Below are 26080 nucleotides of genomic sequence, written 5' to 3' on the forward strand. Positions count from 1 at the left end.
ATCGATGATGCCGGTGCATCCGGAGCCTCCTATGGTGAACGCGCCCCGCAGAGCCGGGGCAGTCCATCAAGAAGCGAGGTTCCAAATGCAAGAACGATCCCCCTTCCCGCGCTGGCGCGGGGCGCTGGCAGCGGGCGTGCTGGCAGGGCTGGCCGCCTGCGGTGGCGGTGGTGGCGGCGACACGCCGGCCGACACCGGCGCCAACACGCCGGCGGCACCCCAGGCCACGGACTTCACGCTGTCCGGCGTCGCCGCCCAGGGCGCTGCCCTGGCCGGCGCGACGGTGCGGGTCTACGACCGCAGCGGCGGCGTCGTCGGCAACACGGTGACGACGGGCACGGACGGCAGCTACAGGTACGTGGTGCCCGCCAACGCCTTGCCGCCCTTCGTGGTCTCGGCGTCGCTGGACGACCTGGCGTACTTCACGCCCGTGGCCGCGCGCGGCACGGCCACCGCGAACGTCACCAAGCTCACCAACCTGGTCGCGGTGGCGCTGTCGCCCACCGGCGATCCCTCGGCGCTGGCCTCGCAGGTGGCGGCCGGCTCGGCCACGGTGACTTCGGATAGCGTCACCAAGGCGGTGGGCGACCTGATGACGGCGCTGCAGCCGCTGGAGCAGAACATCGGCGACAGCACGAACCCGATCACCGGCTCCTTCAAGGCAGACGGCACCGGCCACGACCGCCTGCTGGAGGCGCTGTCCGTCGTCGTCAATCCGACCGGCAACGGCGCGAACGTCGTCGTCACGGTCAAGAGCATGGTGGCCAACGGGGACCAGGCGCCCAGCATCAGCTACGCCAGCGGTTCGACGCCGCCGGCGCTGCCCGCCGCGGTAGCCAAGGCCTCGCTGCCGCCCGCCAACATGGACGCGCGGGTGCGCGCGCTGATGGCGCAGTGGACCAAGTGCTACGGCCTGCCGCTCGCGCAGCGCGCCAGTGGCAGCACCATCGTCGCGGCGGACTGCCTGGCGCTATTCCCGGCCAACGACCCGACCCGCTATCGCTTCAACGGCGCCACGGTCGGGCCCAACGGCGCGTTCAGCGGGATTTTTTCGGCGAACGGCAACGGCATCGTGTTCGACCGCGGGCAGCTGGAGTTCACCGGCGCCGACGGCCTGATGATCGTCAGCTACCGCGCCAAGTCGCCGTCCGGCACCACGTCGTTCGGCACGCTGGTCGTCCGCCTCGATGGCGACGTGCTTCACATGGCCGGCAACCAGTACCTGTACGGCTTCGTCGTGTCGCCGTGGGCCGAGGACCGCGAGTTCATCAACTCGCCGGAGGCCAGCTACCTGAACACCGGCTTCAACCTCAACATCGGCAATGCGCAGGCCAATGGCCAGTCCGCGTTCGACCACGTGCTGGTGACTTCGCCGACCGGCGTGACCTACACCTTCAAGCCGCGCGCCGGCCTGAGCTACCTCGCGGTGCAATTGCCGGACGGCTCGCTGTCCAACACCTCGGTCGTCCGCATGGCGGGCCGCTTCGCTGCCGCCTCGACGACGGGAGCGCCCCGCACGCGCGACACGGGCATCTACTGGTCGCCCGCTCCGGGCGGCGTCGACCGTGACTGGACCAACGCCGAACTGGCCGCCGTCAACAACGTCGGCACCTGGAAGGCCGAGTTCTTCCTGGCCGGCAACACCAGCGGCAAGGCGGACGTGGTGCAGTACGCCACCACGCTCGCCCGCGCGGCCACGCTGCTGGAGCTGGCGCAGAAGAAGTTCGCGCAATTCACCGACGCCTACAAGTCGCAGCTGCTGGCCGCTTCGTCCGCGCTCAGCCACATCGTGCTGAACGCCGGTGCCAGCATCCGCGTCGGCACGGCCGCCGGCGGCGATGGCTGGATGGTGCCTTCCGGCGCGGTCGACCCGACGCAGGTGCAGGCTTTCGGCCGCATGTCCGAGAGCAGCAGCTCGCGCTGGAACGATTCCCTGGGTGTGAGCCAGAGCACGCGCGGCGCCACCATCACCTGCTCGCGGCAAAGCAGCGGCGACGCGCATTGCGACTCGAACGGCGGCTATGCGGCTGGCACTGTGTTCGACCAGCTGCAGCTGTCGGCCAACGATGCGCGCCAGGAAAACCGCATCAAGTCGATGCAGATGTTCAAGCGCTGAGCCAGCGCGGCCAGGCCGGAGTCACTCCGGCTTGGTCCGTTCGGCGGGCGCGGCGCGCTCCGTCGCCACGGTGGGGTCCGCCTCGCTCTTGTCGGTGACGGGGAAGCCGAGCACTTGCTGCGACTGCTCGTAGTTGCGTCCGGAGGCCGCGCCGCGGTCTCCGGCTTCCGTTTCAGCTGCGACCGGCCCCTGCTCTTCGGCGCCCTGGTTCGCGTAAGGCTGGCGGCCGCGGCCGCCATCCCAGGTGACCTCGGTGGCCCAGCCATGGGCGGCAGGGCCGCCGCCTTCCTTGCGGTCCGGCATGTCGCTTAGCGGTTGCCCATCACCTGGCCAGCCGGGATGGTGACTTCCGCTTCGCGCAGCAGGCCCCCACCGGCGACGCTGCCTTCGGTGTTGCCGGCGCTCAGGCGGGCCTCGCAGGCGGCCTTGTCGATGCTGCTCTTGAAGACGTCACAGCGGGCCGAGGCATTGGCCTGCAGGCTGCCCATCGTGGGCAGCAGGCCGCGGCGCTTTTCGGCGGCGGCATTGCGCGCTTCGCGCAGGCAGGTGGCCTGGTCCTGCTGGGTGTTGCCGCTCAGGCAGGACTGCACTTCATGCTGGTAACTGCCCGTGGAATCGGGCTGGCCGGAGGCGGCGGTCGCAACCTGGGCGCTGGCGGCGCCGAGGGCCAGCAGGGCGGCCACGCCGAAGGACACGAGGCTCTTGCGCGAGCGGACGTCCGTGGTTTTCATGGGGGACTCCTTGCATTCAATCGATGCCCGAAGTCTGGCTGGCGCTACGGCCGAGGACTGCCGGAGAGATGCTTCTCCGGCCGTCCCGGCGTCCCTATGGCCGGGTAGGACGAGACCTCGCAGCCCCGTTTCAAATGGCCCAACCGCGGGGATCGGCGCTATCCACGCCCCACAGGAGCGGCCGCCATGCCCGCCGCACGGCCTTCAACAGCTGCAGCGCCGGCTCCACCAACGGCGCCAGCACGCGCACGGCGACCACCTGCGGCCCCGGCGCGGTAGCCCCGGCCGTGGCTTGCGACTGCGCATCGATGACGCCGCGGGCCGCCTCCAGCAGCGCTTCGCGCCGCGGCCGCGGGATCTCGCTGCCGGCGCAGAAAAAGAGCGTCGCCAGGCAGCGGTGGCCGGCCAGGCCCAGCGGCCCATCGAGCAGGCGGCGGTCGTCGGCGGCGATGCGGCCGCGTTCGAGCCACGCGCCCTGCAGCTCCAGGTGCTGCCTCACGCTGCCGCGCACGAAAGGCTGCTGCGCCACCGGCAGGCCCAGCGCGGCGATGTCCCAGCCAAGCAGCTCGGCGCCCGGCGCCAGCGTCATCTGCAAGCGGTTCTGCGCCTCGCAGCCGCTGTAGTACAGCGCTTCCAGCGGCAGCCACTCGAGCCGCGCGCCTTCGGCCAGCTGCAGCTGCACGTCCTGCACCGCCGCCGCGCCTTCGCTGCGGTAGAAGCGCGAGGCGCCCGGCGTGGTGACCAGCCCATGCGCGCCGGCGGCGACCGTCGCACGCACATCCAGGTGGTCGCCACCTACCAGTCCGCCGGGCGGATGCACCAGCACGTTGTGGCAGATGGCGTCACCTTCCGGCCAGAGGCTTTGCAGGATGCGCAGCGGCCCTTCGTGGGCGAAGCGGGCGACCGTGCGATCGCCCTGCCGCGTGTAATCGAGCCGGAGGCTGGCTTGCCAGCTCACGACTGCGCGCCGCGATGCGCCCAGGCCGTCGTGTGCTTCTCGATCGCGCTGAACAGCTCGTACATCGCCATCGCCATCACGCTGATTGCCACCAGGCCGGCGAAGGCGAGCGGCATGCGCTGCTGGCTGCCGGCCGTCTGGATCAGGTTGCCGATGCCGCTGTCGCCCGCCGTCATCTCCGCCAGCACGGTGCCGATGAAGGCCAGCGTGATCGCGATCTTCAGCGAGCCGTAGAAGTAGGGCATGGCGCGCGGCAGGCCCACCTTCACCAGCACGTCCCAGCGCTTCGCGCCCAGCACCCGCAACACGTCTTCCAGCTCCGGCTCCAGGGTCGCCAGCCCGGTGGCGATGTTCACCGTGATCGGGAAGAAGGAGATCATGAAGGCGGTGATGATGCCCGGTCCGATACCGATGCCGAACCACACCACCAGGATCGGCACGATCGCCGCCTTGGGCACGGCGTTGAAGCCCACCATCAGCGGGTAGATCGCCGAATAGGCGATGCGCGAGGAGCCGATCAGGAAACCGAGCAGCACGCCGACGACGATGGCCAGGCCGAAGCCGACCATCGTGACCCAGAACGTCGACCAGGCCGCGGCCATGAGCGGGCCCTTGAACTCGCCGAACTGCTGCACGATGGCCCAGGGGCTGGGGAACAGGAATTCCGGCACCTCGAAGGCGGACACCACCACCTGCCACAGCAGGACGAAGGCCACCGCCAGCAGCAGCGGCGCCCAGCGCTCGAATTGCTTGTTCACCTTCATTGCGCCACCTCCGCGCCCGTCTTGCGCATGGCGCCGATGTGCCCGCGCAGTTCATGCACGATGGACGTGAACTCCTGCGTGTAGGTGATCTCCAGGTCGCGCGGGCGCGGCAGGTCGATCTCGCGCTTCACCACGAAGCGGCCCGGGCTCTTGCTCATGACGTAAACCGTGTCGGCCAGGAAGACGGACTCGCGCAGGTCGTGCGTGACCAGGATGACGTTGAAGCGCTGCTCGGCCCACAGGTCGCGCAGGATGCACCACAGCTCCTCGCGGGTGAAGGCGTCCAGCGCGCCGAAGGGCTCGTCCAGCAGCAGCATGCGCGGCTCGTGGATCAGCGCGCGGCAGATGCTGGCGCGCTGCTGCATGCCGCCCGAAAGCTGCCACGGGAACTTGTCCTCGTAGCCGCCCAGGCCCACCTTGCGCAGCAGCGCGCGGGCGCGCTCCGCGTACTCCTTGCGCCTGGCCTTGAAGCTGCTGCGGTACGGCTCGACGATCTCCAGCGGCAGCAGCACGTTGTCCAGCGTCGTGCGCCAGGGCAGCAGCGAAGGCGCCTGGAAGGCCATGCCGGAGATCTTCAGCGGCCCCGTCACCGGCTGGCCGCCGATGGCGATGCGCCCGCGCGAAGGCATGCGCAGGCCCGTCGCCAGCTTCATGAAGGTGGACTTGCCGCAGCCCGAAGGCCCGACGATCGCGATGAATTCGCCGGCGCCCACCTGCAGGTCGATGGCCTCGACGGCGAACTGGCCGGCCGCGAACAGTTCGTCGTTGTAGGCGAGCCAGACGTCTTTGAAATCGATGAACGACAAGATTGCTTTACTTCCTCGCGGGCGGCAGGATGTTCAGTTCCGCCCTGGACGGCAGGAAGCTGCCGTTCCACACGGTGTCGGGGTTGACGCGCGTCTTGGTGGCGAAGGCGTCCGAGACCTGCGACGCCATCAGCGACAGCCGGGCGGGGTTGACGACGCCGAAGCCTTCGGCGCGGGCGTCGGGGCTGGCGATCACGTCGTTGATCGCCATCTTCAGCCGCCGCTGCTCCATCTCCACGTTGATGATACCGTCGCGCTGCTTGATGTATTCCACCGCCGCATCCGGGTTGGCCATCGCCTCCTTGGCCCCGCGCGTGAAGGCCTGCAGGAAGGCCTTGACGGCCTGCGGGTTCTCGCGAATCAGCTTGGGCGAGGCGATGATCACGTTGCCATACAGCTTCACGCCGTAGTCGGCGTACATCATCGTCACCACGTCGGCCGGCTTCACGCCGCGCGCTTCCAGGTTCAAGAGCGAGGTGAAGCTGAAGCCGGTGATGGCGTCCAGGTCGCCGCGCGCCAGCATGGTTTCGCGCAGCGGCGGGTCCATCGACACCCAGGTGACGTTGGGGATGGCGTTGGCCTTCTGGAAGATCGGGAAGCCGCGGCGGCCGGCGTCGAACACCGGCGCGCCCAGCTTCTTGCCGTTCAGGTCCGCCGGCGCCTTGATGCCCGACTTCTTGAGCGCCATCACGGCGGCCGGCGTGTTGTTGTAGACCATCATCACCGCCACCGGCTTGTTCGGCGCGTCGGGGTTGTTGGCGTGGAACTCCATCAGCGCCGCGAGGTCGGCGAAGCCCATGTCGTAGGTGCCGGAAGCCACTCGCTGCACGGCGGCGCCGGAGCCGGTGCCGGCGTCCACCGTCACGTCCAGCCTGGCGTCGCGGAAGTAGCCCTTGGCGGCCGGCAGCAGGAACAGGGCGGCCGGCCCTTCGAAGCGCCAGTCCAGCAGGAACTTGACCGGCGTGTTGGCCTGGGCGTGGGCGACGCCGCTGGCGGCCAGCGCCAGGGCAGGGAGGGTTTGCAGGAAGACCCGTTTTTTCATGGTTCGATGCTCCGGAGATGCTTGTGCGGACGGAGGTAGCAAGAACGGTGCCGCCGAGCTGGCGGGGCCGGTCGATTGTGGCCGCAGGCCCGGCCTGGGACGGTCGGGTCTAACCCGTGAAAAAAAGGGCCGCCGGCGGTAAGTCCTTGTCCGACGCGGCCACGCGACTCGCCCGGACCCTTTTGCGTTACAGGTCCCTACGACCCTTTTGACGGCGTGTGCCCATAGTGAACAGCACCGGCCCTGCAAGGCAGGTGGTTGCGGCCCCGAGGCGGCAGCCGCTATCAACAAAACGCCGTTCGCGGCACAAGGAGTGCGACTATGGGTTTTCTGATTTGGTTGATCATTGGCGGTATCGTCGGCTGGCTGGCCAGCCTGGTCATGCGCACTGACGGGCAGCAGGGCATCCTGCTGAACGTGGTGGTCGGTATCGTGGGCGCTTTCCTGGGCGGCCTGCTGATCTCCCCGCTGGTGGGCGTGGGCACCATCAACCAGGGCATCACCATCGGCTCGGTCCTCGTCTCGCTGGTCGGCGCGATCATCCTGCTGGCCATCGTGAACCTGTTCCGCCGCGGCCGCGTGCGCTAAGCACGGCCCTGCACACAAGAAACTGAAACCGCGGGGCTTGCCCCGCATGCTGGGGCGCCTTGGGCGCCCTTTTTCTTTGCGCCTACCATTGGGGGCTATGACCGAACCTGTGTGGGTGCCCGTTTCCGCGGGCGAACTCGTCGACAAGATCACCATCCTGCAGATCAAGCGCGAGCGCATGACCGACGCGCAGCAGCTTGCCAACGTCCGGCGCGAGCTGGCGCTGCTGGAGGAAACCGCTGCCAAGCTGGACACGGCCGCCATGCGCGCCCAGCTGGACGCGCTGCAGGCGCAGCTGCTGGCCGTGAACTCCACGTTGTGGGACCTGGAAAACAAGGTGCGGGCGTTCGCGCGCGCCCAGGACCACGGCGCGGATTTCGTGGCCGCCGCCCAGTCCATCTACGACAACAACGACCGCCGCGCCGCCATCAAGCGGCAGATCAACCAGCTGCTCGGCTCGGCCATCGTGGAGGAGAAGGACCACAGTGGCGGCCGCTGACGGTCGGGGCCTCCAGGCGCTGGTCGCCCTGGCCCTGGATGCCGGCGCCCGCGGCGACTACGCCGGCGCCTTGCAGCTGCTGGTGCAGGCGCGCGCCGCTGATCCGCGCAACCCGGAACTGGCTTTTCGCGAAGGGCTGGCGCGCCGCGCGCTGGGTGATGAAGCCGCGGCGCTGGGTTGCTTCGACGCCGCGCTGCAACTCGCGCCGGGACACCCCGCCGTGCTCAATGCGCGCGGGCTGGCGCTGAAGGCGCTGGGCCGGGCGGACGAAGCCCTGGCTGCCTACGAACAGGCGCTGGCGAAGGCGCCGCACTTCGCCGAGGCGCTGAACAACCGTGGGGCCTTGCTGCGCCAGCAGGGCCGGCTGGACGAAGCGGCGGCCAGCTTCCAGGAAGCGGCCGCGGCGCAGCCGAACGCCGCGGAGATCCACAACAACCTGGGTTGGACCCTGCACCTGCAAGGCCGGCACGAGGACGCGCTGGCCTGCTACGCCCGCGCGCTGCAGCTGCGCCCCGGCGACGCCCGCGTGCTGAGCAACCAGGGCGCCACCTTGCAGGCGCTATACCGCTTCGACGAGGCGGCCGCGGCCTGCGAGCAGGCGCTGCGCGCCGACCCCGGCGCCTGGGAAACCTGGATGAACCTGGGCGTGGCGCGCTACGGCCAGCGCCGCCCCGCTGACGCGCTGGACGCCTATGCGAAGGCCGAAGCGCTGGCGCCGGGCGCGCCCGAACTCGCCGTCAACCGCGGCAACGCGCTGCAGGACCTGGGCCGCCACGAGGAAGCCTTGCGCGCCTACGCGCAGGCGCTGGGCGCGCGCCCGGACGACGCCGAACTGGAAATGAACATCGCCAACGCCTGGCGCGAACTGCAGCGCAACGAACTGGCGCGCCCGCATTACGAGCACGCTCTCACACTGGCGCCAGGCAACGCGGACATCCACTTCAACTACGGCCTCTCGCTGCTGGCCGCGGGCGACTACGAACGCGGCTGGTCCGAGAACGAGTGGCGCTGGCGGGCGCCGGGCCTGGGCGTGCCCGAGCCGCGCTACGAGGCTCCGAAGTGGCTGGGGCGCGAGCCGCTGGCCGGCAAGACCTTGCTGGTGCACGCGGAGCAGGGCCTGGGCGACACGCTGCTGCTGGTCCGCTTCCTGCCGCTGCTGATGGCGCGCGGCGCGCGCGTGCTGCTGCGGGCGCAGAAGCCGCTGAGGGCGCTGTTGCGCGAGACCTTGCCTGGCATCGAGGTGCTGGGGCTGGACGATGCGCTGCCGGCCTTCGATTGCTGGTGTCCTTCGATGAGCCTGCCGCTGGCTTTCGGCACGACGCTGGACACGCTGCCGGCGGCGGTGCCCTACCTGCATCCCGCGCCGGAGCGCATCGCGCGCTGGCGCGCCGTGCTGCCCACCGACCGGCCCAACATCGGCCTGGCCTGGTCCGGCAACCCGGGCAACGCGGCGGACCGCCGCCGTTCGCTGGAGCTGGCGAGCTTGCTGCCGGCGCTGCCCGAGGGGCCGCGCTACTGGTGCCTGCAGAAGGACATTGCGCCGGCGGACCGCGCGGTGATGGGCGAGCGCGTCGCGGTGTTCGAGGAGAACGGCTTCCCGGACACGGCGGCGCAGGCGGTGCTGATGGATGCGGTGGTGTCGGTGGACACCTCGATCGCCAACCTGGCCGGCGCGCTGGGCTGCCGTCTCTACATGCTGCTCGCGTTCAGCGCCGACTTCCGCTGGCTGGCCGGCCGCGAGGATTCGCCGTGGTTCCCGACGGCGAAGCTGTTGCGGCAGGAGAAGGCGGGCGATTGGTCGGTGCCGCTGGCGCGCCTCGCCCAGCTTCTCGTTTAAACCGTACGCGCCGCGGCGGACACCAAGGCCGTCATGTTGACGATCCGCCGCACCGTGGCGGACGGCGTCAGCACATGCACCGGCGCCTTCGCGCCCAGCAGCATCGGCCCGATGGTGATGCCGTGGCCGCCGGTGATCTTCAGCACGTTGAACAGGATGTTGGCCGAGTCCAGCGTGGGGCAGATCAGCAGGTTGGCTTCGCCGCCCAGCGTCGAATCCATCAGGCTGGAGCGCCGCACGCTTTCCGACAGCGCCGCGTCGCCCTGCAGCTCGCCGTCGCATTCGATGTCCGGCGCGATCTCGCGGAAGATGTCGCGCGCCTTGCGCATCCTGGCGGCCGAGCCGCGCGTGGACGAACCGAAGTTGCTGTGCGACAGGAAGGCCACCTTGGGCGGCAGGCCGAAGCGCTGCACCTGCTCCGCCGCCATCTTGGCGATGCGGGCCAGCAGCTCCGCGTCCGGGTCCTCGTTGACGTAGGTGTCGGCGATGAACAGCGTGCGGTCCTGCAGCATCAGGCCGTTCAGCGTGGCCAGGCCCGGTTCGCCCTCGGCGGATCCGATCACGGCGCGCACGTGTTCCAGGTGGTGGTCGAAGCGGCCCACCAGCCCGCACAGCATGGCGTCGGCGTCGCCGAGATGCACGGCCAGGGCGCCGATCAGCGTGTTGGAGCGCCGCACCTGCGCCTTGGACGCTTCCGGCGTCATGCCGTTGCGGCCCATGATGCGGTGGTAGGCCTCCCAGTACTGGCGGAAGCGCACGTCGCTCTCGGGGTTGACGTTCTCCACGTCCACGCCCAGGCGCATGCGCAGGCCGGCCTTGTGGATGCGCGCCTCGATCACCGCCGGCCGCCCGATCAGGATGGGCGTGGCCAGCTTGTCGTCGATGGCCATCTGCGCGGCGCGCAGCACGCGCTCGTCCTCGCCTTCGGCAAAGGCCACGCGCTTGGCCGTGGACGCCTTGGCCGCCACGAACACCGGCCGCATGATCATGCCGGTCTGGTAGACGAAGCGCGTCAGGCTGTGCGTGTAGGCGTCGAAGTCCTGGATGGGCCGCGTCGCCACGCCCGACTCCGCCGCCGCGCGCGCCACCGCCGGCGCGATGCGCAGGATCAACCGCGAATCGAAGGGCGTGGGGATGATGTAGTCCGGCCCGAAGGACAGCTCCTTGCCCGCGTAGGCGTTGGCCACTTCCTCGCTGATGTCGGCCTTGGCCAGGTCGGCGATCTCGCGCACGCAGGCCAGCTTCATCTGCTCCGTGATCTTCGTCGCGCCGCAATCCAGCGCGCCGCGGAAGATGTAGGGGAAGCACAGGACGTTGTTCACCTGGTTCGGGTAGTCCGAGCGGCCGGTGGCGATGATGCAATCGGGCCGCGCCTCCTTGGCCAGCTCGGGCCGGATCTCCGGCTCGGGGTTGGCGAGCGCGAGGATGATGGGCTTGTCCGCCATCGTCTTCACCATGTCCGGCGTCAGCACGCCGGCGGTGGAGCAGCCGAGGAACACGTCCGAGCCCTTCACCACGTCGGCCAGCGTGCGGGCCGAGGTGTCCTGCGCGTAGGCCGCCTTGCTCTCGTCGTAGCCGCCCGGCCGGCCCTGGAAGATGACGCCCTTGGAGTCGACGACGTAGATGTTCTTCCTGGCCACGCCCAGGCCCACCATCAGGTCGAGGCAGGCGATGGCGGCGGCGCCGGCACCGGAGGACACCAGCTTGATGTCGCCGATCTTCTTGCCGACCAGCTCCAGGCCATTGAGCAGCGCCGCGCCCGAGATGATGGCGGTGCCGTGCTGGTCGTCATGGAACACCGGGATGTTGACGCGCTCGCGCAGCTTCTTCTCGATGTAGAAGCACTCGGGCGCCTTGATGTCCTCGAGGTTGATGCCGCCCAGCGTGGGCTCCAGCGCGGCGCAGATGTCGACCAGCTTGTCGGGGTCGCGCTCGGCCAGCTCGATGTCGAACACGTCGATGCCGGCGAACTTCTTGAACAGGCAGCCCTTGCCTTCCATCACCGGCTTGCCGGCCAGCGGGCCGATGTCACCGAGGCCGAGCACCGCGGTGCCGTTGGTGATGACACCGACGAGGTTGCCGCGCGATGTGAACTCGGCGGCGAGCGCGGGGTTGGCCTGGATGTCCAGGCAGGGATAGGCGACGCCGGGTGAATAGGCCAGCGACAGGTCGCGCTGGTTCGACAGGGGCTTGGTCGGGGTGACGGCGATCTTGCCGCGCGTGGGCGTGCGATGGTATTCGCGGGCTGCTTCACGCAGGGCCAGCTCGGCCTGGGAGGTGGGTTCTTTCATGGGCGTCTCCTTCTTGTTCCAGCTTCACGGTACGCCCATTCATTCTCTACCGACAGTTGGCCGCTAGGGAGGTGAAACTGTTTTCACACTGCCCAGTTGCGCCATGTTTTCCAGCGCGCGGACCAGCGCGGAATGGTCGGCTTGCGCGAGGCCCAAGGCCGCGCAGGATTGCATCAGCTGCGCGGCCATCGCCGTCTGCGGCAGCGCCACGCCGAGCGTGCGCGCGCCTTGCAGCGCGAGACCCAGGTCCTTCTGGTGCAGGGCGATGCGGAAGCCTGGCTCGAATGTGCGATCCAGCATGCGCTGGCCATGCACTTCGAGCACGCGCGAGCTGGCGAAGCCGCCCATCAGCGCCTGGCGTACGCGCGCCGGGTCGGCGCCGGCCTTGGCCGCGAACACCAGCGCTTCGGCCACGGCCGCGATGTTCAGCGCGACGATGACCTGGTTGGCGACCTTGCAGACCTGGCCGTCGCCGGCGTTGCCGACGCGCGTGATGTTCTTGCCCATCAGCGCAAGCAGCGCTTGCACGCGCATGAACGCCGCCTCGCTGCCGCCCACCATGATGCTGAGGCTGGCCGCCTTGGCGCCGACCTCGCCACCGGACACCGGCGCGTCGAGGTAGTCGCAGCCCAGCTCCATGATCCGTTTCGCGAAGCCGCGGGTGGCGATCGGGTCGATGGAGCTGCAGTCGACGACGACCTTGCCGCGGGCCAGGCCGCTCGCGACACCGTACTCGCCGAACAGCACGGCATCGACGTCGGGCGTGTCGGGCAGCATCAGGAAGACGATGTCGGCGCGCTCGGCGACGCCACGCGCGTTGGTGCACAGGGTAGCGCCAGCTTCCGCCAGCGCCGCCGGCACCTTGCCGCGCGTATGCACGAACAGCAGGTGACCCGCCTTCAGCAGGTGGCCTGCCATCGGTGCGCCCATCACGCCGAGGCCGATGAAGCCCAGTTTCAATCCCGATCTGGTCATTTGATTCCTTGTCAGAGGCCCAGTTCGTAGGCCGGGTTCGGCGCAGCCGACCCCAGCTTCTTCAGCCAGCCGAGGCCCTCGAGGGTCGTCGTCTTCGGCTTGTATTCGCAGCCGATGAAGCCCTTCCAGCCGAGCGCATCCAGGTGGCCGAACAGGAAGCCGTAGTTGATCTCTCCCGTCCCCGGCTCGTTGCGCCCCGGGTTGTCGGCCAGCTGGATGTGCCCGATGCGCGCGAGATGCTTGCCCAGCGTCCCCGCCAGCTCGCCTTCCATGCGCTGCGCGTGGTAGATGTCGTACTGCAGCAGCAGGGCGTCCGAGCCCACTTCTTCAATCAGTGCCAGCGCCTGGTCGCTGCGCGTGAGGAAGAAGCCGGGAATGTCGAAGGTGTTGATCGGTTCGACCAGCAGCCGCAAGCCGGCTTTCTTCAATTCAGCAGCGGCGAAGCGCAGGTTCGCAACCAGCGTGGCCTGCGCCTGTTCGCGCGTCACGCCAGCGGGCAGCTTGCCGGCCAGGCAATTCAGCTGCGGGCAATCCAGCGCATGCGCGTACGCGATCGCGCGCGCCACGCCTTCGCGGAATTCGGCCTCGCGGCCCGGATGGCAGGCGATGCCGCGCTCGCCGCCGGCCCAGTCGCCGGCCGGCAGGTTGTGCAGCACCTGCTTGAGGCCGTTGGCGCGCAGCTGGCGTGCCAGTTCCTCCTTGGGGAAGTCATAGGGGAACAGGTATTCGACGGCGGTGAAGCCGGCCTCGCGTGCGGCGGCGAAGCGTTCCAGGAAAGGCAGCTCGGTGAAGAGCATCGTGAGGTTGGCGGCGAATTTCGGCATGCTGTTGCTCCTCAATCCAGCATCGCGGCGATGGCGGTCGGTGCGTCGGCCAGCGTGGTCGCCAGCTCCTCGAACTCCACCACCTTGTCGATCTCGGTGCCCATGGAGATGTTGGTCACGCGTTCCAGCATCACCTCCACCACCACCGGCACGCGGTATTCCTCCATCCACCGCTCGGCCTGCGCGATGGCGGGACGCAGTTCGTCGGCGGTGTGCACGCGGATCGCCTTGCAGCCCAGGCCTTCCACCACCTTGACGTGGTCGACGCCGTAGCTGCGGTCGCCGCCGGCCGGCGTGTTGATGTTGTCGAAGGCGAGCTGCACGCAGTAGTCCATGTCGAAACCGCGCTGCGACTGGCGGATCAGCCCCAGGTAGGAGTTGTTCACCACGATGTGCAGGTAGGGCAGCTGGAACTGCGCGCCCACCGCCAGCTCCTCGATCATGAACTGGAAGTCGTAGTCGCCCGACAGCGCGACGATTTTGCGCGACGGGTCGGCGGCGCGCACGCCCAGTGCCGCCGGCACCGTCCAGCCCAGCGGGCCAGCCTGGCCACAGTTGATCCAGTGGCGCGGCTTGAACACGTGCAGGAACTGCGCCCCGGCGATCTGCGACAGCCCGATGGTGCTGACGTAGCAGGTGTCGGGGCCGAAGGCGCGGTTCATGCACTGGTAGACGCGCTGCGGCTTCATCGGCACTTCGTCGTAGTTGGTCTTGCGCAGCATCGTGCCCTTGCGCTCGCGGCAGTCGGCGGCCCAGGACGTGCGGTCCTTCAGCCGCCCGGACGCCTTCAGCTCGCGCGCCACCGCGATGAACAGCTGCAGCGCCGCCTTCGCGTCCGACACGATGCCGTAGTCCGGCGCGAACACGCGGCCGATCTGCGTGGGCTCGATGTCCACGTGGACGAAGGTCCGGCCCTTCGTGTAGACGTCCACCGAGCCGGTGTGGCGGTTGGCCCAGCGGTTGCCGATGCCCAGCACGAAGTCGCCGGCGAGCATCGTGGCGTTGCCATAGCGGTGGCTGGTCTGCAGGCCGCACATGCCGGCCATCAGCGGGTGGTCGTCGGGAATGCTGCCCCAGCCCATGAGGGTGGGGATCACGGGCACGCCGGTGAGCTCGGCGAATTCCACCAGCAAGGCGTCGGCGGCGGCATTGAAGATGCCGCCACCCGCCACGATCAGCGGCCGCTCGGCCTGCTGCAGCATCGCAATGGCTTTTTCCGCCTGGGCGCGGGTCGCCGCCGGCTTGTAGACCGGCAGCGGCGCGTAGGTTTCCGGGTCGAACTCGATCTCGGTGGTCTGCACGTCGAAAGGCAGGTCGATCAGCACCGGGCCCGGCCGGCCGGACCGCATCAGGTGGAAGGCCTGCTGGAAGGCGCGCGGCACCTGCGCCGGCTCGCGCACCGTCACCGCCCACTTGGTCACCGGCTTGGCGATGGATTCGATGTCCACCGCCTGGAAATCCTCCTTGTACAGGCGGGCGCGCGGCGCCTGGCCGGTGATGCAGAGGATGGGGATGGAGTCGGCCAGGGCGGAATAGAGGCCGGTGATCATGTCGGTGCCGGCCGGCCCGGAAGTGCCGATGCACACGCCGATGTTGCCGGCCGCGGCACGCGTGTAGCCCTCGGCCATGTGCGAGGCGCCTTCGACGTGGCGCGCCAGCACGTGGGCGATGCCGCCTTGCTTGCGCAGCGCCGCGTAGAAGGGGTTGATGGCGGCTCCGGGCACGCCGAAGGCCTGCGTGATGCCTTCCTTTTCCAGCACCCAAACGGCGGCCTGGGCCGCGGTCATCTTTGCCATGGTGGTCTCCTGTTCACTGGTTGAGACTCTAGGAACCTGAGTGGCGTTGATGAAGAGGGCGCCGGTCCATAAGATCTATTCCAGGAGCGAATAAGCCATGGACCGTTTGCAGGCGATGGAGATGTTCGTGCGGGTGGTGGAGACCGGCAGCTTCTCGAAGGCGGCCGGCGAGTTCGCCACCACCCAGCCGACCGTGACCAAGCAGGTGGCCGCCATCGAGGCGCGGCTGAAGGTGCGGCTGCTCAATCGCAACACGCGCGGCGTCAGCCTGACCGAGGCCGGCGCGCTCTACTACGACAAGTGCAAGGCCATCGTGCGGGCGGCCGAGGAAGCCGACAGCGTGGTGCAGGTGCGGCAGACGCAGGCGCAGGGCCTGTTGCGGGTCGGCAGCTCGGTCGCCTTCGGCCGCCGCGTGCTGGTGCCGCTGGCGCTGGAGTTCATGGGGCAGCACCCGCAGCTGCAGGTGGACCTGAGCTTCGAGGACCGCTACACGGACCTCGTGGCGCAGGGCATCGACGTCGCCGTGCGCATGGGCAAGCTGGCCGATTCCTCGCTGGGCGCGCGCTTCCTCGGAACCAATCCCTGGCTGATGGTGGCCTCGCCCAAGTACCTCAAGAAGGCCGGCATGCCGCGCAAGCCGGCCGACCTGAGCGGGCACGAGACGCTCATCTACAGCAGCGTGCAGGGCAACGACGTGTGGCGGGTGCTGTCACCGCGCGGCGAGGCGGTGACGGTGCCGGTGACGGCGCGGCTGCGCTCCAACAACCTGTCGGCGGTGCTGGCGGCGGCGCGGTCCGACCTGGGCATCGCGGCCTTGCCCTGGTACGTGGCTTCGGATTCGCTGGCGAGCGGCGCGGTGGTGGAGGTGCTCAAGGGCCACAGCCTGCCCGAGCAGGAGATCCACGCGGTCTATCCCTCGCCCAAGCTGGTGCCGCAGAAGGTGCAGGCCTTCATCGCCTTCCTGCAGGGGCGCTTCGGCGGCAGCTGGTGGGAGGCGATCCCGCGCGGGTGATCAGGACTTGCTTCAGTCCCGCCGCGTGTCTTCCCACGTCGGCTGCGATTGCAGGCGCGAGGTGTTCCTGGCGTCGAACTGCGAGGGCAGGGCCGAATCCGGGTCGCGGCCCAGGCTGGCCTGGAAGCAGGCGCGCAGGCAGCGCGTCGTCAGCGGATCCGCCACGCTGGCGGTCTCGTGCATGACGTCGCCGATCAGCTCGGGGCTGGCATCGACGTAGCGGCCCTGGCGCAGGCGCTGCCGCAGGCCCTGGTACAGGCGCATGGTGTGGGGAAAGCGGGCGCTCCGGCCCGAAGGCGATTCGCGCGAGAGCAGCAGCGCGAGGCCGCCCACCACGACCTGCCAGCGTTGCAGCATGGCGTCGTCCTGCGCGTCCACCGTCGGCAGGGCCAGGAAGTCGGAACGCTGCCAGTCGCCGCGCGAGGTGGCCCATTGCATCAGCTTGCGCATGCGCTTGCCCGCGGTCACGCCAGGCCGAGCCCGGCAAAGGTGCTGCGCGCCGCGCCGCGCGCGGGCGACGCGCGCTCTGGAAGCGCCTCGGAACTGTGATCTATTTGTGCGGCCGTGGTCATGTCGTGTTGTCGTCTCCGACAGGTGGGACAGGCACGGCCGGGTAAGAGTTCTTAAGGGATTTCCTGGCTTGGCACTAGGCCAAACATTGCTCGGTTGAGCGGCATCAGGCTCGCCAGGGCACGAGTTGCTTCTCCTGCACCTCGATCCCGAAGCCCGGCGCGTCGGAAGGCTTCACCTTGCCATCCACCGGCACCGGCACGCCGGGCAGCTTCTGCGCTTCGGCCAGCGGGATGCCGGGGTCGGAGCCCAGCCAGTATTCGGCCAGCTGTGCTTCCGGCAGCGAGAAGTGGAAGTGCTGGCCGAAGGGCAGGCCCGCGCCGGAGTGCGGGATGGTGGTGAGCCCTGCGGCCTCGGCGATGGTGTAGACCTTCAGCGCTTCGCTCAGGCCGCCGGCCCAGCGCAGCTCGGGCTGGATCACGTCGACGCAGCGCCGGTCCACCAGTTCGCGCAGCGCATGGCGGCCCTTGTGGTCCTCGCCGGTGGCGATAGGCAGCGTGGGCACGGCCTTCTTCAGCGCGACCAGGCCGTCGGTGTCGTGCGGCATCAGCGGCTCTTCGATCCAGCGCAGCCGGTAAGGCTTCAGCCGCTCCATCAGCCGCGCCGCGAAATCCACGTTGAAGGACATCACCGGGTTGAACATCAGGTCCGCATCGGGGCCGACGGTCTCGCGCGCCTTCGCGATTTTTTCCTCGAGGCGATTCAGGCCTTCGGTGCCTTCCTCGTAGTGCACGGGGTTGCTGACCTTGAAGGCCTTGAAGCCCAGCTCCATCGACCAGTCGAGGTCGTCGCTGGTGGCATAGCAATTGATCGCTTCGCGGCACGGGCCGCCGATCAGGCTGTACACCGGGACTTCGAGCAGCTTGCCCTTCAGGTCCCACAGCGCGAGGTCGACCGCGCTGCGCGCCACCGACGCGAGCCCCGTCGCGCCGAAGCGCTGCGTCGAGCGCCACATCAGGTCGTTGAGGAACTCGATGGCGAAGCAGTCGCGGCCCACCAGCAGCGGCGCGTAGTGTTCGCGCACCAGCGGCTCGACGAGGTTGCCCCAGTGGCAGGTGCCCATGCCCCAGGTTCCGTCTTCCGCGGTGACCTTCACCCACATCTCGCCGGCCACTTCGCCGGGGATCTTGCGCAGCTCGCGCGGGAACTCGGGGTACTTGTTGATCGGGAAGGCGCGGCGGGCTGACTGGTTGTAGCTGGCGCGGCGCGGTTTCGTCGGGTTGGCGCGGGGCGGCAGCTCCAGCCGCACGCAGTCGATGCTCTTGATCTTCATGGTCCTACTGCAGCATGTGGGAGATGATTTCGGCCGTTTCCAGCACCGGCCCGACGTCCTGCTCCAGCAGCTCGATGGAGCGGCCGGCGACGCTGATGGCGGCCACCGGCCGCTCCATGCCATCGAGGATGGGCACGCCGATGCAGCAGGAGGTCGCGGTGTTCTCGCGGAACTCGGTGGACCAGCCGCGCTCGCGCGTCTTCTCCAGGTCCGCCAGCAGCGCGGGTGCGGTGGTGATGGTGTTGGGCGTGCGCCCCACGAGCGGCTGGTCGCGCAGGATCGCCTGCGTCTCCGCCGGCGGCAGCCAGGCCAGGATGGCCTTGCCCAGCGCGCAGCAGTGCATGGGCACGGTGCGGCCGAAGCGCGAGTGGATCACCGGCAGGGTCGGCTTCTCGGCGCCGCCCAGGATCATGATCTTCTGCTGGTGCAGGATGCCCAGGTTCACGCGCGCATTGAGCTTCTGCGCCAGCGCCTGGATGTGCGGCATCGCATCCGCGCGCAGCCTGTGCGTGTCGAGCAGGCTCGCGGCCAGCGGCAGCACGGCGAGGCCGATGGACAAGCGTCCGTCGCGCGCGTTCTGCTGCAGGAAGCCAGCAGCCACCAGCGTCTGCACGAGGCGGTGCGTGGTCGGGCGCGACAGCTTCGCGATGACGGCGAGCTCGCCGATGGTGGGCGGGTGCCCGGCGCGCGCGACGAGGTCCAGCAGGGCCAGGGCCTTGCCCAGGGTCTTCACGGCGGCTTGCGGTGAGGCGTCGCCAGCGCTGGTTTCGATTTCGGGGATGACGGCGGACATAGCGGTTCCGTTCACAATAGCCTGTAGTGTGTTCACATAGTGGACAAAGTGTTCTCGGGGTAAACACCAAAGCTGAAATTTGGCGAATACGGCCATCATCCGGCGCTCGGAACCAGCAGAAGGAACCAGCAAGCTGTGCGCGCTGAACTTTCAATGAGCTCGGAGGCGGCGCCCGTGCAAGGCGACACGCCCGTGGTGGCGGCCAACGACCACTTCGTGGTGGAGGTGCGCGGGCTGCGCAAGCATTACGCCGGTCGCAAGATCGTGGTGCATGCGCTCGATGGCGTGGACCTCGTCGTGCGGCCCGGCGAACTGGTGGTGCTGCTCGGCCCCAGTGGCTGCGGCAAGACGACGCTGCTGCGCTGCATTGCCGGCCTGGAGCGGCCGCCGGCCGGCGAGATCCGCGTGGCCGGCCGCACGGTGTTCTCGGCGCGGGACCAGGTGTTCGTGCCGCCGGAGCAGCGCCGCATCGGGATGATGTTCCAGTCGTACGCGCTGTGGCCGCACATGACGGTGGCCGAGAACATCGCTTATCCGCTGCCGTCTTCGGTGCCGCGCGTCCAGCGCGAGGCGCGTGTCGCCGAGATGCTGGAGCGGCTGGGCGTTGCCGGCCTCGGCCACCGCTATCCGGGTGAATTGAGCGGCGGCCAGCAGCAGCGCGTGGCACTGGCGCGGGCGCTGATCGCATCGCAGTCGCTGGTCCTGTTCGACGAGCCGCTGTCCAACGTCGACGCCAAGGTGCGCCGCAAGCTGCGCGCCGAGCTGCGCGAGCTGAAGCGGCACAACGGCTTCGCCGGCGTGTACGTGACGCACGACCAGGAGGAGGCGATGGAACTCGCCGACACGCTGGTGGTGATGGAGGCCGGCCGCATCGTGCAGGCCGCGCCGCCGCGCGAGGTGTACCGGAGGCCCGCCAACAGCTACGTTGCCGGCTTCGTCGGCGAGATCAATCGCTGGCCGGCACGTGCCGGTGCAGATGGCCGTGTTGCCTGCTCGCTGGGCGACGTGGCGCTGAGCGCGCCGGCCGGCACGCAAGGCCACATCGGCATCCGGCCCGAACACGTGCGCGTCGTGCCGGCGGGCCGTGCCGCCACGACCGATGCGCTGCGGGTGCCGGCGCAGCTGGAGGACAGCGTGCATCTCGGCGCGCGCATCGAGATGCGGCTGCGCGCCGGCGCGCAGGCCGTCACCGCGAGCCTGCCCGAAGGCGAGGGCGGCGAGCTGGAGCCGGGCGCGCAGGTGGAGATGATCCTGCCGCGGGAGAAGCTGCTGTGGCTGCCGGCGTAGCGCTGCCCGACACATTGGCCGGCGTTCCCGCGCGCCAGCCGCGCGCGGCCTGGGCGGGCAAGGCCGCGGTGACGCTGCTCGCGGCCGGCACGCTGTTCGTCGTCTTCTATCCCATGCTGGTGATCGCGCTGCGCGCGCTGTTTCCGCAGGGCACTTTCGACGCCGCACTGTGGCGCGAGACGCTGGCCGCGCCCGACCTCTACGTGGCCGTGCGCAACACGCTGGTGCTGGCCGTCGCCACTACCGCCATCTCGGTTCCGCTGGGCACCTTCTTCGCCTGGCTGATAGCGCGCACCGACGCGCACTGGGGCGCCCTGTCGCGGTTGCTGCCCGTCATCCCGCTGCTGCTGCCGCCGGTGGCCATGGCGATCGGCTGGCTGTTCCTGGCCGACCCGCGCGCGGGTTTCCTGGCCAAACCGCTGGTGGCCGCGCTCGCATCCCTGGGCCTCGCGCTCGACCCGAACGACTTCGCCATCCAGAGCTGGCCCGGGCTGGTGTTCCTCTACGTGCTGTGGGCTGTGCCGCACGTCTACGTGATGACCGCCGCCGCCTTCGGGAACCTGGACCCGGCGCTGGAGGAAGCGGCGAGCATGTGCGGCAAAGGACGCCTGCGCATCTTCTGGCAGGTGTCGCTGCCCTCGATTCGGCACGCCGTCGGCGCATCGGTCCTGATGTGCATGATCTCCAGCGTCGGCCTCTATTCGATCGCAGCGCTGATGGGAACAGCCGCGCGCATCGACGTGCTGGCGGTGTACATCTACCGGCTGCTGAATTTCTCCTATCCGCCCAAGACCGGCCAGGCAGTGGTGATCGGCCTGCTGCTGATGCTGTTCATCGGCGCGCTGTGGCTGGCGCAGCGCAAGCTGGCCTCGCGCACCGGCGCGGCCACGCTGGGTGGCATGGGCGTGCGCGCGAACCGCGTGGAGCTGGGCGGCTGGCGCTGGCCGGCGCGCGCGCTGATCCTCGCCTATGTGGTGCTCACCTCGGTGCTGCCGCTGCTGGCGCTGGTGGTGGTGGCGCTGCAGCCGTTCTGGCGGCCCGCCATCGACGTCTCGGTGCTGAGCTTCGCCAACTTCCAGGAGCTTTTCGCCGATGGCACTGGTCGCGCCGCGATCGTCAACAGCACCTTGCTCGCGGTGGCCACGTCCACCGGCGTGGTGCTGATCGCCGGGCTGCTGGCGGTCGTCGCAGCTGCATTGGGCGGCACGCCCGAGAAGGCGCTGGGCATCGCCACCAAGCTGCCCTCGGCCATCCCGCACATCGTGTTCGCGGTGGGCGTGCTCATCGCCTTCGGCTTCGCGCCCTTCAACCTGCAGGGCGGCTGGCTGATCCTGCTGCTGGCTTACCTGGCGGTCTACCTGCCCACAGCGTCGATCGCGGCGGAGTCCGCGGTGCGCCAAGTGGGCGGCCAGCTGGTGGAGGCCTCGCGCGTGTTCGGCGCGACGCCCGCGCGCACCTTCTGGCGCGTGCAGCTGCCGCTGATCCTGCCCGGGCTGGCGGCGGGCTGGGCTTCCATCTTCGCGCTGGTGCTGGGCGAACTGAACGCGGCGGCCATCCTGTCCGGCCCGCGCAATCCCACCATCGGCTACGTGATCCTCACGCTGTTCGACAACGGCACCTACTCGCAGCTCGCGGCCATCGCCAGCATCATCGGCATCGTCTCGGCGGCCACGGTGTCGCTGGTGCTGCTGCTGGGCCGGCCCCGCTACCAAGGTTGAACTTCCACCCCAAGCAAGCACCATGATCCGCAAGCTCATTCTTTCCGCCGCGGCGCTGGCCTGTGCCGGCACGGCCGGCGCGCAGGCGCTCGGCACCCAGGAGCCCGCCGACCTCGTGAAGGCGGCGCAGGCCGAGGGCAGCATCATGCTGTACTCCTCGGAAGACGAATCGACGCAGAAGGCGACCCTGGCCGCCTTCGAGAAGAAGTACGGCATCAAGGGCAGCTTCATCCGCTTCCCCACCGGCCCGCTGATGCAGCGCTTCAACACCGAGCACGACGCCGGCAAGGTGCAGGCCGACGTGGTCAGCGTGAGTTCCACCGTGCCCTTCGACAAGCAGGCCGACCGCTTCCTCGCGTTGACGCCGCAGGTCATCCCCAACCTGGGCGGCTGGCCCAAGGCGCAGGTGAAGGCAAACTTCCTGAACCACACGATGGACATCGTGGCGCTGGTCTACAACACCGAGCTGCTGAAGCCGGACGAAGTGCCCAAGACCTGGGCCGACCTCGCCAACCCCAAGTGGAAGGGCAAGTTCCTGCTGACCGACCCGCAGGTGGCCGACAACTACATGGGCTGGCTGGACGCGGTGGAGCGCTCGCAGGGCACCGAGCTGCTGAAGAAGATCGCGACGCAGAACTACAAGGTCACGCAAAGCGGCGCCTCCGGCGTGCAGCAGGTGGCCGCGGGCGCCTACCTGTTCAACGCGCCCACCTTCACCGCCTTCTCGCGGCCGCTGATCGCCAAGCATGCGCCCATCGCGATCCAGTACCTGGCGAATCCTTCCGTGATCTCGGCGCGCTCGATCGGCATCGCGGCCAAGGCGCCGCACCCGAACGCCGCCCGCCTGCTGGTGAACTGGCTGGTGTCGGAAGAGGGCGTGCGCACCTACTGCACCTACATCAAGACTTCGGTGTTCGGCGACCCGAAGGGCGCGCAGGGCTGCGTGCCTTTCCGAGACGGCGAGCTGATGCGCTTCGACGTGCCCGAAGAGCGCCGCCGCGCGATGGCCAAGGCACTGGGCGTCGCCAACTGAGGACCGCGCCATGCAAGCCATCCGCACCGAAGCCATTCGCCATCCTGCTGCCTGGACCGCCGCCACCCTGGGCGGCAAGGCTGCCATCACCCGCCACCTGACGGCCGAAGAACTGGCCGGTTTCGACGAGGTGCTGGCGCGCACTGCGCAGCTCGCGCCGCAGGCCGTCACGCGCGCCGACTTCCAGCAACCGGCGCTGGGCCGCCTGATCGACGACGTCCGCCGCGAGATCACGCAAGGCCGCGGCGTGCTGCTGCTCGCCGGCCTGGACCCGAAGCGCTATTCGCCCGAGGCGCTGGAACGCATCTATTGGGGCATGGGCACGCACCTGGGCACGTCCGCCGTGCAAAGCCGCACCGGCGACCGGCTGGGCCGCGTGGAGCAGGACGACCAGGACCCGGTGCAGCGCGGCTACCGCAGCAGCGGCGAGCTGCGCATGCACACCGACTCCTACGAGCTGATCGGCCTGCTGTGCATCCGCAAGGCGGCCAGCGGCGGCCAGAGCGCACTGGTGAGTTCGCTCGCCATCCACAACGAGATCGCGCGCCAGCGCCCGGACCTGCTGCCGGCGCTGTACCAGGGCTTCCCGATGGCCATCCCGGAAGCGCGCACCAGCTCGCGCCCGATCACCGACACGCCCATCCCCGTGTTCTCTTACGTGGACGGCCAGGTGAGCTGCATGTTCGCCGGCAGCTTCATGCGCGCCGCCGCGGAGCAACTGGGCACGCCGCTGCCGCCGCAGCTGGAAGAGGGCATCCGCCTGTTCCAGCAGACCGCCGAGCGCGAGGACCTGGCGCTGCGCTTCATGCTGGAGCCGGGCGAGATGCTGCTCTGGCACAACTTCACCAACCTGCATTCGCGCACCGAGTTCGAGAACGGGTCGGACGCCGAACACAAGCGGCTGCTGCTGCGCCTGTGGCTCACGGCCGCCGACCCGCGGCCGACGGTGCCGCAGTTTCACGAACGGGCCAAGGTCTACGACCGGGTCTACCAGGAATTTTCCAGCAAGGGACATTGACATGAAAGTAGTCGTTGCCAGCCGGGTCGCCGTCGACCCCGTCCTCACCGCCATCAAGGCTTTCGAAGGCATCGAGCTGCATGCCTGCAAGGACCACGGCGAAGTGCCGCAGGCCATCCACGACGCCGACGTGCTGGTGCTGTCCGATCCCAAGGGGAACGAAGGCGCGCCGATCGCGCAGGCGCTGCGCGCGCCGGGCTGCAAGGTGCGCTGGATCCAGATGACCACCGCCGGCGCCCAGGGCCTGCTCGGTGCCGGCGTGCCGCCGCACGTGACGGTCACCAACCAGGGCGGCGCCGTCGCGCCGACGGTGGCGGAGAGCGCCATGGCCATGATTCTTGCGATGTCGCGCCAGCTCCCGGTAATCCTGTGGCGCAGCGCCAAGCACGAGTGGAACCCCAAGTTCGAGCCGCCGCTGCTCGCGCTGGAAGGCCGCACCCTGGCCATCGTCGGCTACGGCAACCTGGGGCGCCAGCTGGCACAGCGCGCCCGCGGCTTCGACATGAAGATCATCGGCCTGTCGCGCTCGCTCGCCAGCGACCCGCTGGCCGACGAGATGCAGCCCTTGTCCGAACTGCATGCCGTGCTGGCACGCGCGGACGTGGTGGCGGTGACGATCGCCTCGGCGCGCAGCACGCGCCACCTCATGAACGCGGCCGCCTTCGCGGCCATCAAGCCGGGCGCGCTGTTCGTCAACGTCGCGCGCGGCGAGATCGTGGACCAGGTCGCGCTGCGCAACGCGCTCACCGAAGGCCGGCTGCGCTCGGCCTTCCTCGACGTCACCGAGCCGGAGCCCTTCCCGGCGGACGACCCGCTGTGGGACGCGCCCAACCTCTACATCGCGCCGCACGCGGCGGGCCACGGCGGCACGCGCACCGGCGCCCGCATCGCCAAGGTGCTGACCGCCAACCTGGAGCGCTTCCGCGCCGGCCAGCCGCTGGAGCATCGCGTGGAGATCGAGGCGTGAAGATCGTCGCGGTCGAGGACCTGCACGTCGACGGCGGCTGGGACGACTGGTCTTTCCTCAAGCTCACCACCGACACCGGCCTGGTGGGCTGGTCGGAGTTCAACCAGGCGCGCGGCCGCCGCGGCCTGGCGCAGGTGATCCGCGGGCTGGCGGACCTGGTGATCGGCGAGGACCCGCGCAACGTCGGCAAGCTGGCGGCGAAGCTGTATTCCGCGACGCAATCGACCACGGGCGGCCTGCAGTCGCTGGCCGCGGGCGCCTACGAGAACGCCTGCCTGGACCTGAAGGCCAAGGCCCTCGGCGTCCCGGTGTACGAGCTGTTCGGCGGCGCGCTGCGACAGTCCATGCCGGTCTACTGGTCGCACTGCGGGCTGTACCGCGCGAAGAGCGCGCACCTGTTCGGCAGCGTCATCGACGCCGCCCCGGTGCGCAGCGTGGCCGACCTGGAAGCGCTGGGCGCCGAAGTGAAGGCCAAGGGCTTCGGCGCGCTCAAGACCAACCTGCTGCGCTTTGCGCCGGGCCAGAACGCCGCGGTGGCGCGCGGCGCCGGCGCCTTCGAGCTGAACGTGACGAAGGAGCTGGTGGACATGGTGGTCGCGCAGTTGGAGACGCTGCGTGGCGGTGCCGGCGCCGGGGTCGGGCTGATGATGGACCTGAACTTCAACTTCAAGCCCGAAGGCTTCCGCCGCATGGCCCGCGCGGTGGAGGACTTCGACATGACCTGGCTGGAGATGGACAGCCACGCGCCTGCGGCGCTGGCGGGCATTCGCGCGACGAGCCGTACGCCCATCGCCTCGCTGGAGGCGGTGCTGGGCCGGCGCGCGCTGCTGCCCTACCTGGACGCGCAGGCCGTGGACGTGGCCATCGTCGACGTCGTGTTCAACGGCATGCTGGAGTCGGTGAAGATGGCGGCGCTGCTCGATGCCTACGACGTCAACGTCGCCGCGCACAACTCGCACGGGCCGCTGGGCTCGCTGATGAGCGCGCACTTCTGCTCGGTGATCCCCAACTTCCGGATCATGGAGTACGACGAGGACGAGGTGCCCTGGCGCCGCGCCCTGCTGACGCAGCCCTGGACCGTCAAGAACGGCAGCTTCCAGCTGCCCACCGGCCCGGGCTGGGGCGCGGACATCGTCGAGGACGTGGTGCGCGCGCATCCGCCCCGCCATTGAGGAGAAGCGC

24 protein-coding genes are annotated in these 26080 nt (G+C 69.4%); 11 read left to right on the forward strand and 13 right to left on the reverse strand.

Annotation, left to right across the window (positions count from 1 at the left end; translation table 11 throughout):
• The first annotated feature begins 85 nt into the window (after positions 1–85).
• Positions 86–2116 (forward strand): hypothetical protein, encoded by a 2031-nt coding sequence (locus HHL11_RS07365; RefSeq protein ID WP_169417759.1) that lies wholly within the window; start codon positions 86–88, stop codon positions 2114–2116.
• A 21-nt stretch (positions 2117–2137) separates the two neighbouring features.
• Here HHL11_RS07365 and HHL11_RS07370 read toward each other — a convergent pair whose 3' ends face one another.
• The 6 genes from HHL11_RS07370 to HHL11_RS07395 form a co-directional block, all read right to left on the reverse strand.
• Entirely contained in the window at positions 2138–2419 is a 282-nt protein-coding gene (locus HHL11_RS07370) for a hypothetical protein (protein ID WP_169417760.1), read from the reverse strand.
• Positions 2420–2424: 5 nt separating this feature from the next.
• Entirely contained in the window at positions 2425–2847 is a 423-nt protein-coding gene (locus tag HHL11_RS07375) for a hypothetical protein (RefSeq protein WP_169417761.1), read from the reverse strand.
• A 130-nt stretch (positions 2848–2977) separates the two neighbouring features.
• A complete protein-coding gene (locus HHL11_RS07380) occupies positions 2978–3805 on the reverse strand; it encodes an urease accessory protein UreD (RefSeq protein ID WP_169417762.1) in 828 nt (275 codons plus the stop codon).
• Positions 3802–4569, reverse strand: a complete 768-nt coding sequence (locus HHL11_RS07385; protein ID WP_169417763.1) for an ABC transporter permease — start codon at positions 4567–4569, stop codon at positions 3802–3804. The genes HHL11_RS07380 and HHL11_RS07385 overlap by 4 nt, the downstream gene beginning before the upstream one ends.
• Positions 4566–5378: an ABC transporter ATP-binding protein gene (locus HHL11_RS07390; RefSeq protein ID WP_169419950.1), complete on the reverse strand. Its 813-nt coding sequence runs from the start codon at positions 5376–5378 to the stop codon at positions 4566–4568. The genes HHL11_RS07385 and HHL11_RS07390 overlap by 4 nt, the downstream gene beginning before the upstream one ends.
• Positions 5379–5382: 4 nt before the next feature.
• Positions 5383–6417, reverse strand: a complete 1035-nt coding sequence (locus HHL11_RS07395) for an ABC transporter substrate-binding protein (protein WP_169417764.1) — start codon at positions 6415–6417, stop codon at positions 5383–5385.
• Positions 6418–6738: 321 nt separating this feature from the next.
• Here HHL11_RS07395 and HHL11_RS07400 point away from each other — a divergent pair, with 321 nt between their 5' ends.
• The 3 genes from HHL11_RS07400 to HHL11_RS07410 all read left to right on the forward strand — a co-directional run bounded on the left by HHL11_RS07400 (position 6739) and on the right by HHL11_RS07410 (position 9341).
• Positions 6739–7005, forward strand: a complete 267-nt coding sequence (locus tag HHL11_RS07400; RefSeq protein ID WP_169417765.1) for a GlsB/YeaQ/YmgE family stress response membrane protein — start codon at positions 6739–6741, stop codon at positions 7003–7005.
• A gap of 97 nt (positions 7006–7102) precedes the next feature.
• Positions 7103–7504 carry a DUF6165 family protein gene (locus HHL11_RS07405; RefSeq protein WP_169417766.1) on the forward strand — a complete coding sequence of 134 codons (402 nt, stop codon included), beginning with the start codon at positions 7103–7105 and terminating at the stop codon, positions 7502–7504.
• Positions 7491–9341 carry a tetratricopeptide repeat protein gene (locus HHL11_RS07410; RefSeq protein ID WP_169417767.1) on the forward strand — a complete coding sequence of 617 codons (1851 nt, stop codon included), beginning with the start codon at positions 7491–7493 and terminating at the stop codon, positions 9339–9341. Before HHL11_RS07405 ends, HHL11_RS07410 begins: the two co-directional genes overlap by 14 nt.
• On the opposite strand, the gene HHL11_RS07415 is transcribed toward HHL11_RS07410, so the two are convergent.
• The 4 genes from HHL11_RS07415 to gcl all read right to left on the reverse strand — a co-directional run bounded on the left by HHL11_RS07415 (position 9338) and on the right by gcl (position 15227).
• On the reverse strand, positions 9338–11632 hold the full coding sequence (locus tag HHL11_RS07415) for an NADP-dependent malic enzyme (protein ID WP_169417768.1): 2295 nt from the start codon (positions 11630–11632) through the stop codon (positions 9338–9340). The genes HHL11_RS07410 and HHL11_RS07415 overlap by 4 nt on opposite strands.
• 63 nt (positions 11633–11695) lie before the next feature.
• Entirely contained in the window at positions 11696–12607 is a 912-nt protein-coding gene (locus HHL11_RS07420; RefSeq protein WP_169417769.1) for a 2-hydroxy-3-oxopropionate reductase, read from the reverse strand.
• 11 nt (positions 12608–12618) lie between these two features.
• Positions 12619–13431: a hydroxypyruvate isomerase gene (hyi, locus tag HHL11_RS07425; protein ID WP_169417770.1), complete on the reverse strand. Its 813-nt coding sequence runs from the start codon at positions 13429–13431 to the stop codon at positions 12619–12621.
• An 11-nt stretch (positions 13432–13442) separates the two neighbouring features.
• Positions 13443–15227, reverse strand: coding sequence for a glyoxylate carboligase (gcl, locus tag HHL11_RS07430; RefSeq protein WP_169417771.1), 1785 nt, complete (start codon positions 15225–15227; stop codon positions 13443–13445).
• 97 nt (positions 15228–15324) lie between these two features.
• On the opposite strand from gcl, the gene HHL11_RS07435 reads away from it, so the two are divergent.
• Positions 15325–16239, forward strand: a complete 915-nt coding sequence (locus HHL11_RS07435; RefSeq protein WP_169417772.1) for a LysR family transcriptional regulator — start codon at positions 15325–15327, stop codon at positions 16237–16239.
• 12 nt (positions 16240–16251) lie between these two features.
• Here HHL11_RS07435 and HHL11_RS07440 read toward each other — a convergent pair whose 3' ends face one another.
• From HHL11_RS07440 to HHL11_RS07450, 3 genes are all read right to left on the reverse strand, one after another.
• Positions 16252–16689 (reverse strand): hypothetical protein, encoded by a 438-nt coding sequence (locus tag HHL11_RS07440; RefSeq protein WP_169417773.1) that lies wholly within the window; start codon positions 16687–16689, stop codon positions 16252–16254.
• Between the two features lie 226 nt (positions 16690–16915).
• On the reverse strand, positions 16916–18082 hold the full coding sequence (locus HHL11_RS07445; protein WP_169417774.1) for an enolase C-terminal domain-like protein: 1167 nt from the start codon (positions 18080–18082) through the stop codon (positions 16916–16918).
• A 4-nt stretch (positions 18083–18086) separates the two neighbouring features.
• Positions 18087–18875 carry an IclR family transcriptional regulator gene (locus tag HHL11_RS07450; protein WP_169417775.1) on the reverse strand — a complete coding sequence of 263 codons (789 nt, stop codon included), beginning with the start codon at positions 18873–18875 and terminating at the stop codon, positions 18087–18089.
• 153 nt (positions 18876–19028) lie between these two features.
• Here HHL11_RS07450 and HHL11_RS07455 point away from each other — a divergent pair, with 153 nt between their 5' ends.
• From HHL11_RS07455 to HHL11_RS07480, 6 genes are read left to right on the forward strand one after another with little or no spacing between them, the layout of a single operon-like run.
• Positions 19029–20162: an ABC transporter ATP-binding protein gene (locus HHL11_RS07455; protein ID WP_169417776.1), complete on the forward strand. Its 1134-nt coding sequence runs from the start codon at positions 19029–19031 to the stop codon at positions 20160–20162.
• Positions 20147–21880, forward strand: coding sequence for an ABC transporter permease subunit (locus HHL11_RS07460; protein ID WP_169417777.1), 1734 nt, complete (start codon positions 20147–20149; stop codon positions 21878–21880). The genes HHL11_RS07455 and HHL11_RS07460 overlap by 16 nt, the downstream gene beginning before the upstream one ends.
• 22 nt (positions 21881–21902) lie before the next feature.
• Positions 21903–22913 (forward strand): ABC transporter substrate-binding protein, encoded by a 1011-nt coding sequence (locus HHL11_RS07465; RefSeq protein ID WP_169417778.1) that lies wholly within the window; start codon positions 21903–21905, stop codon positions 22911–22913.
• A gap of 10 nt (positions 22914–22923) precedes the next feature.
• On the forward strand, positions 22924–23931 hold the full coding sequence (locus tag HHL11_RS07470) for a TauD/TfdA family dioxygenase (protein ID WP_169417779.1): 1008 nt from the start codon (positions 22924–22926) through the stop codon (positions 23929–23931).
• A 1-nt stretch (position 23932) separates the two neighbouring features.
• Positions 23933–24898, forward strand: a complete 966-nt coding sequence (locus HHL11_RS07475; protein WP_169417780.1) for a D-2-hydroxyacid dehydrogenase — start codon at positions 23933–23935, stop codon at positions 24896–24898.
• Complete coding sequence (locus HHL11_RS07480; RefSeq protein ID WP_169417781.1) at positions 24895–26070, forward strand: enolase C-terminal domain-like protein; 1176 nt, start codon at positions 24895–24897, stop codon at positions 26068–26070. The genes HHL11_RS07475 and HHL11_RS07480 overlap by 4 nt, the downstream gene beginning before the upstream one ends.
• Positions 26071–26080 lie beyond the last annotated feature (10 nt).

This window comes from Ramlibacter agri, from assembly GCF_012927085.1.
Lineage (GTDB): Bacteria > Pseudomonadota > Gammaproteobacteria > Burkholderiales > Burkholderiaceae_C > Ramlibacter > Ramlibacter agri.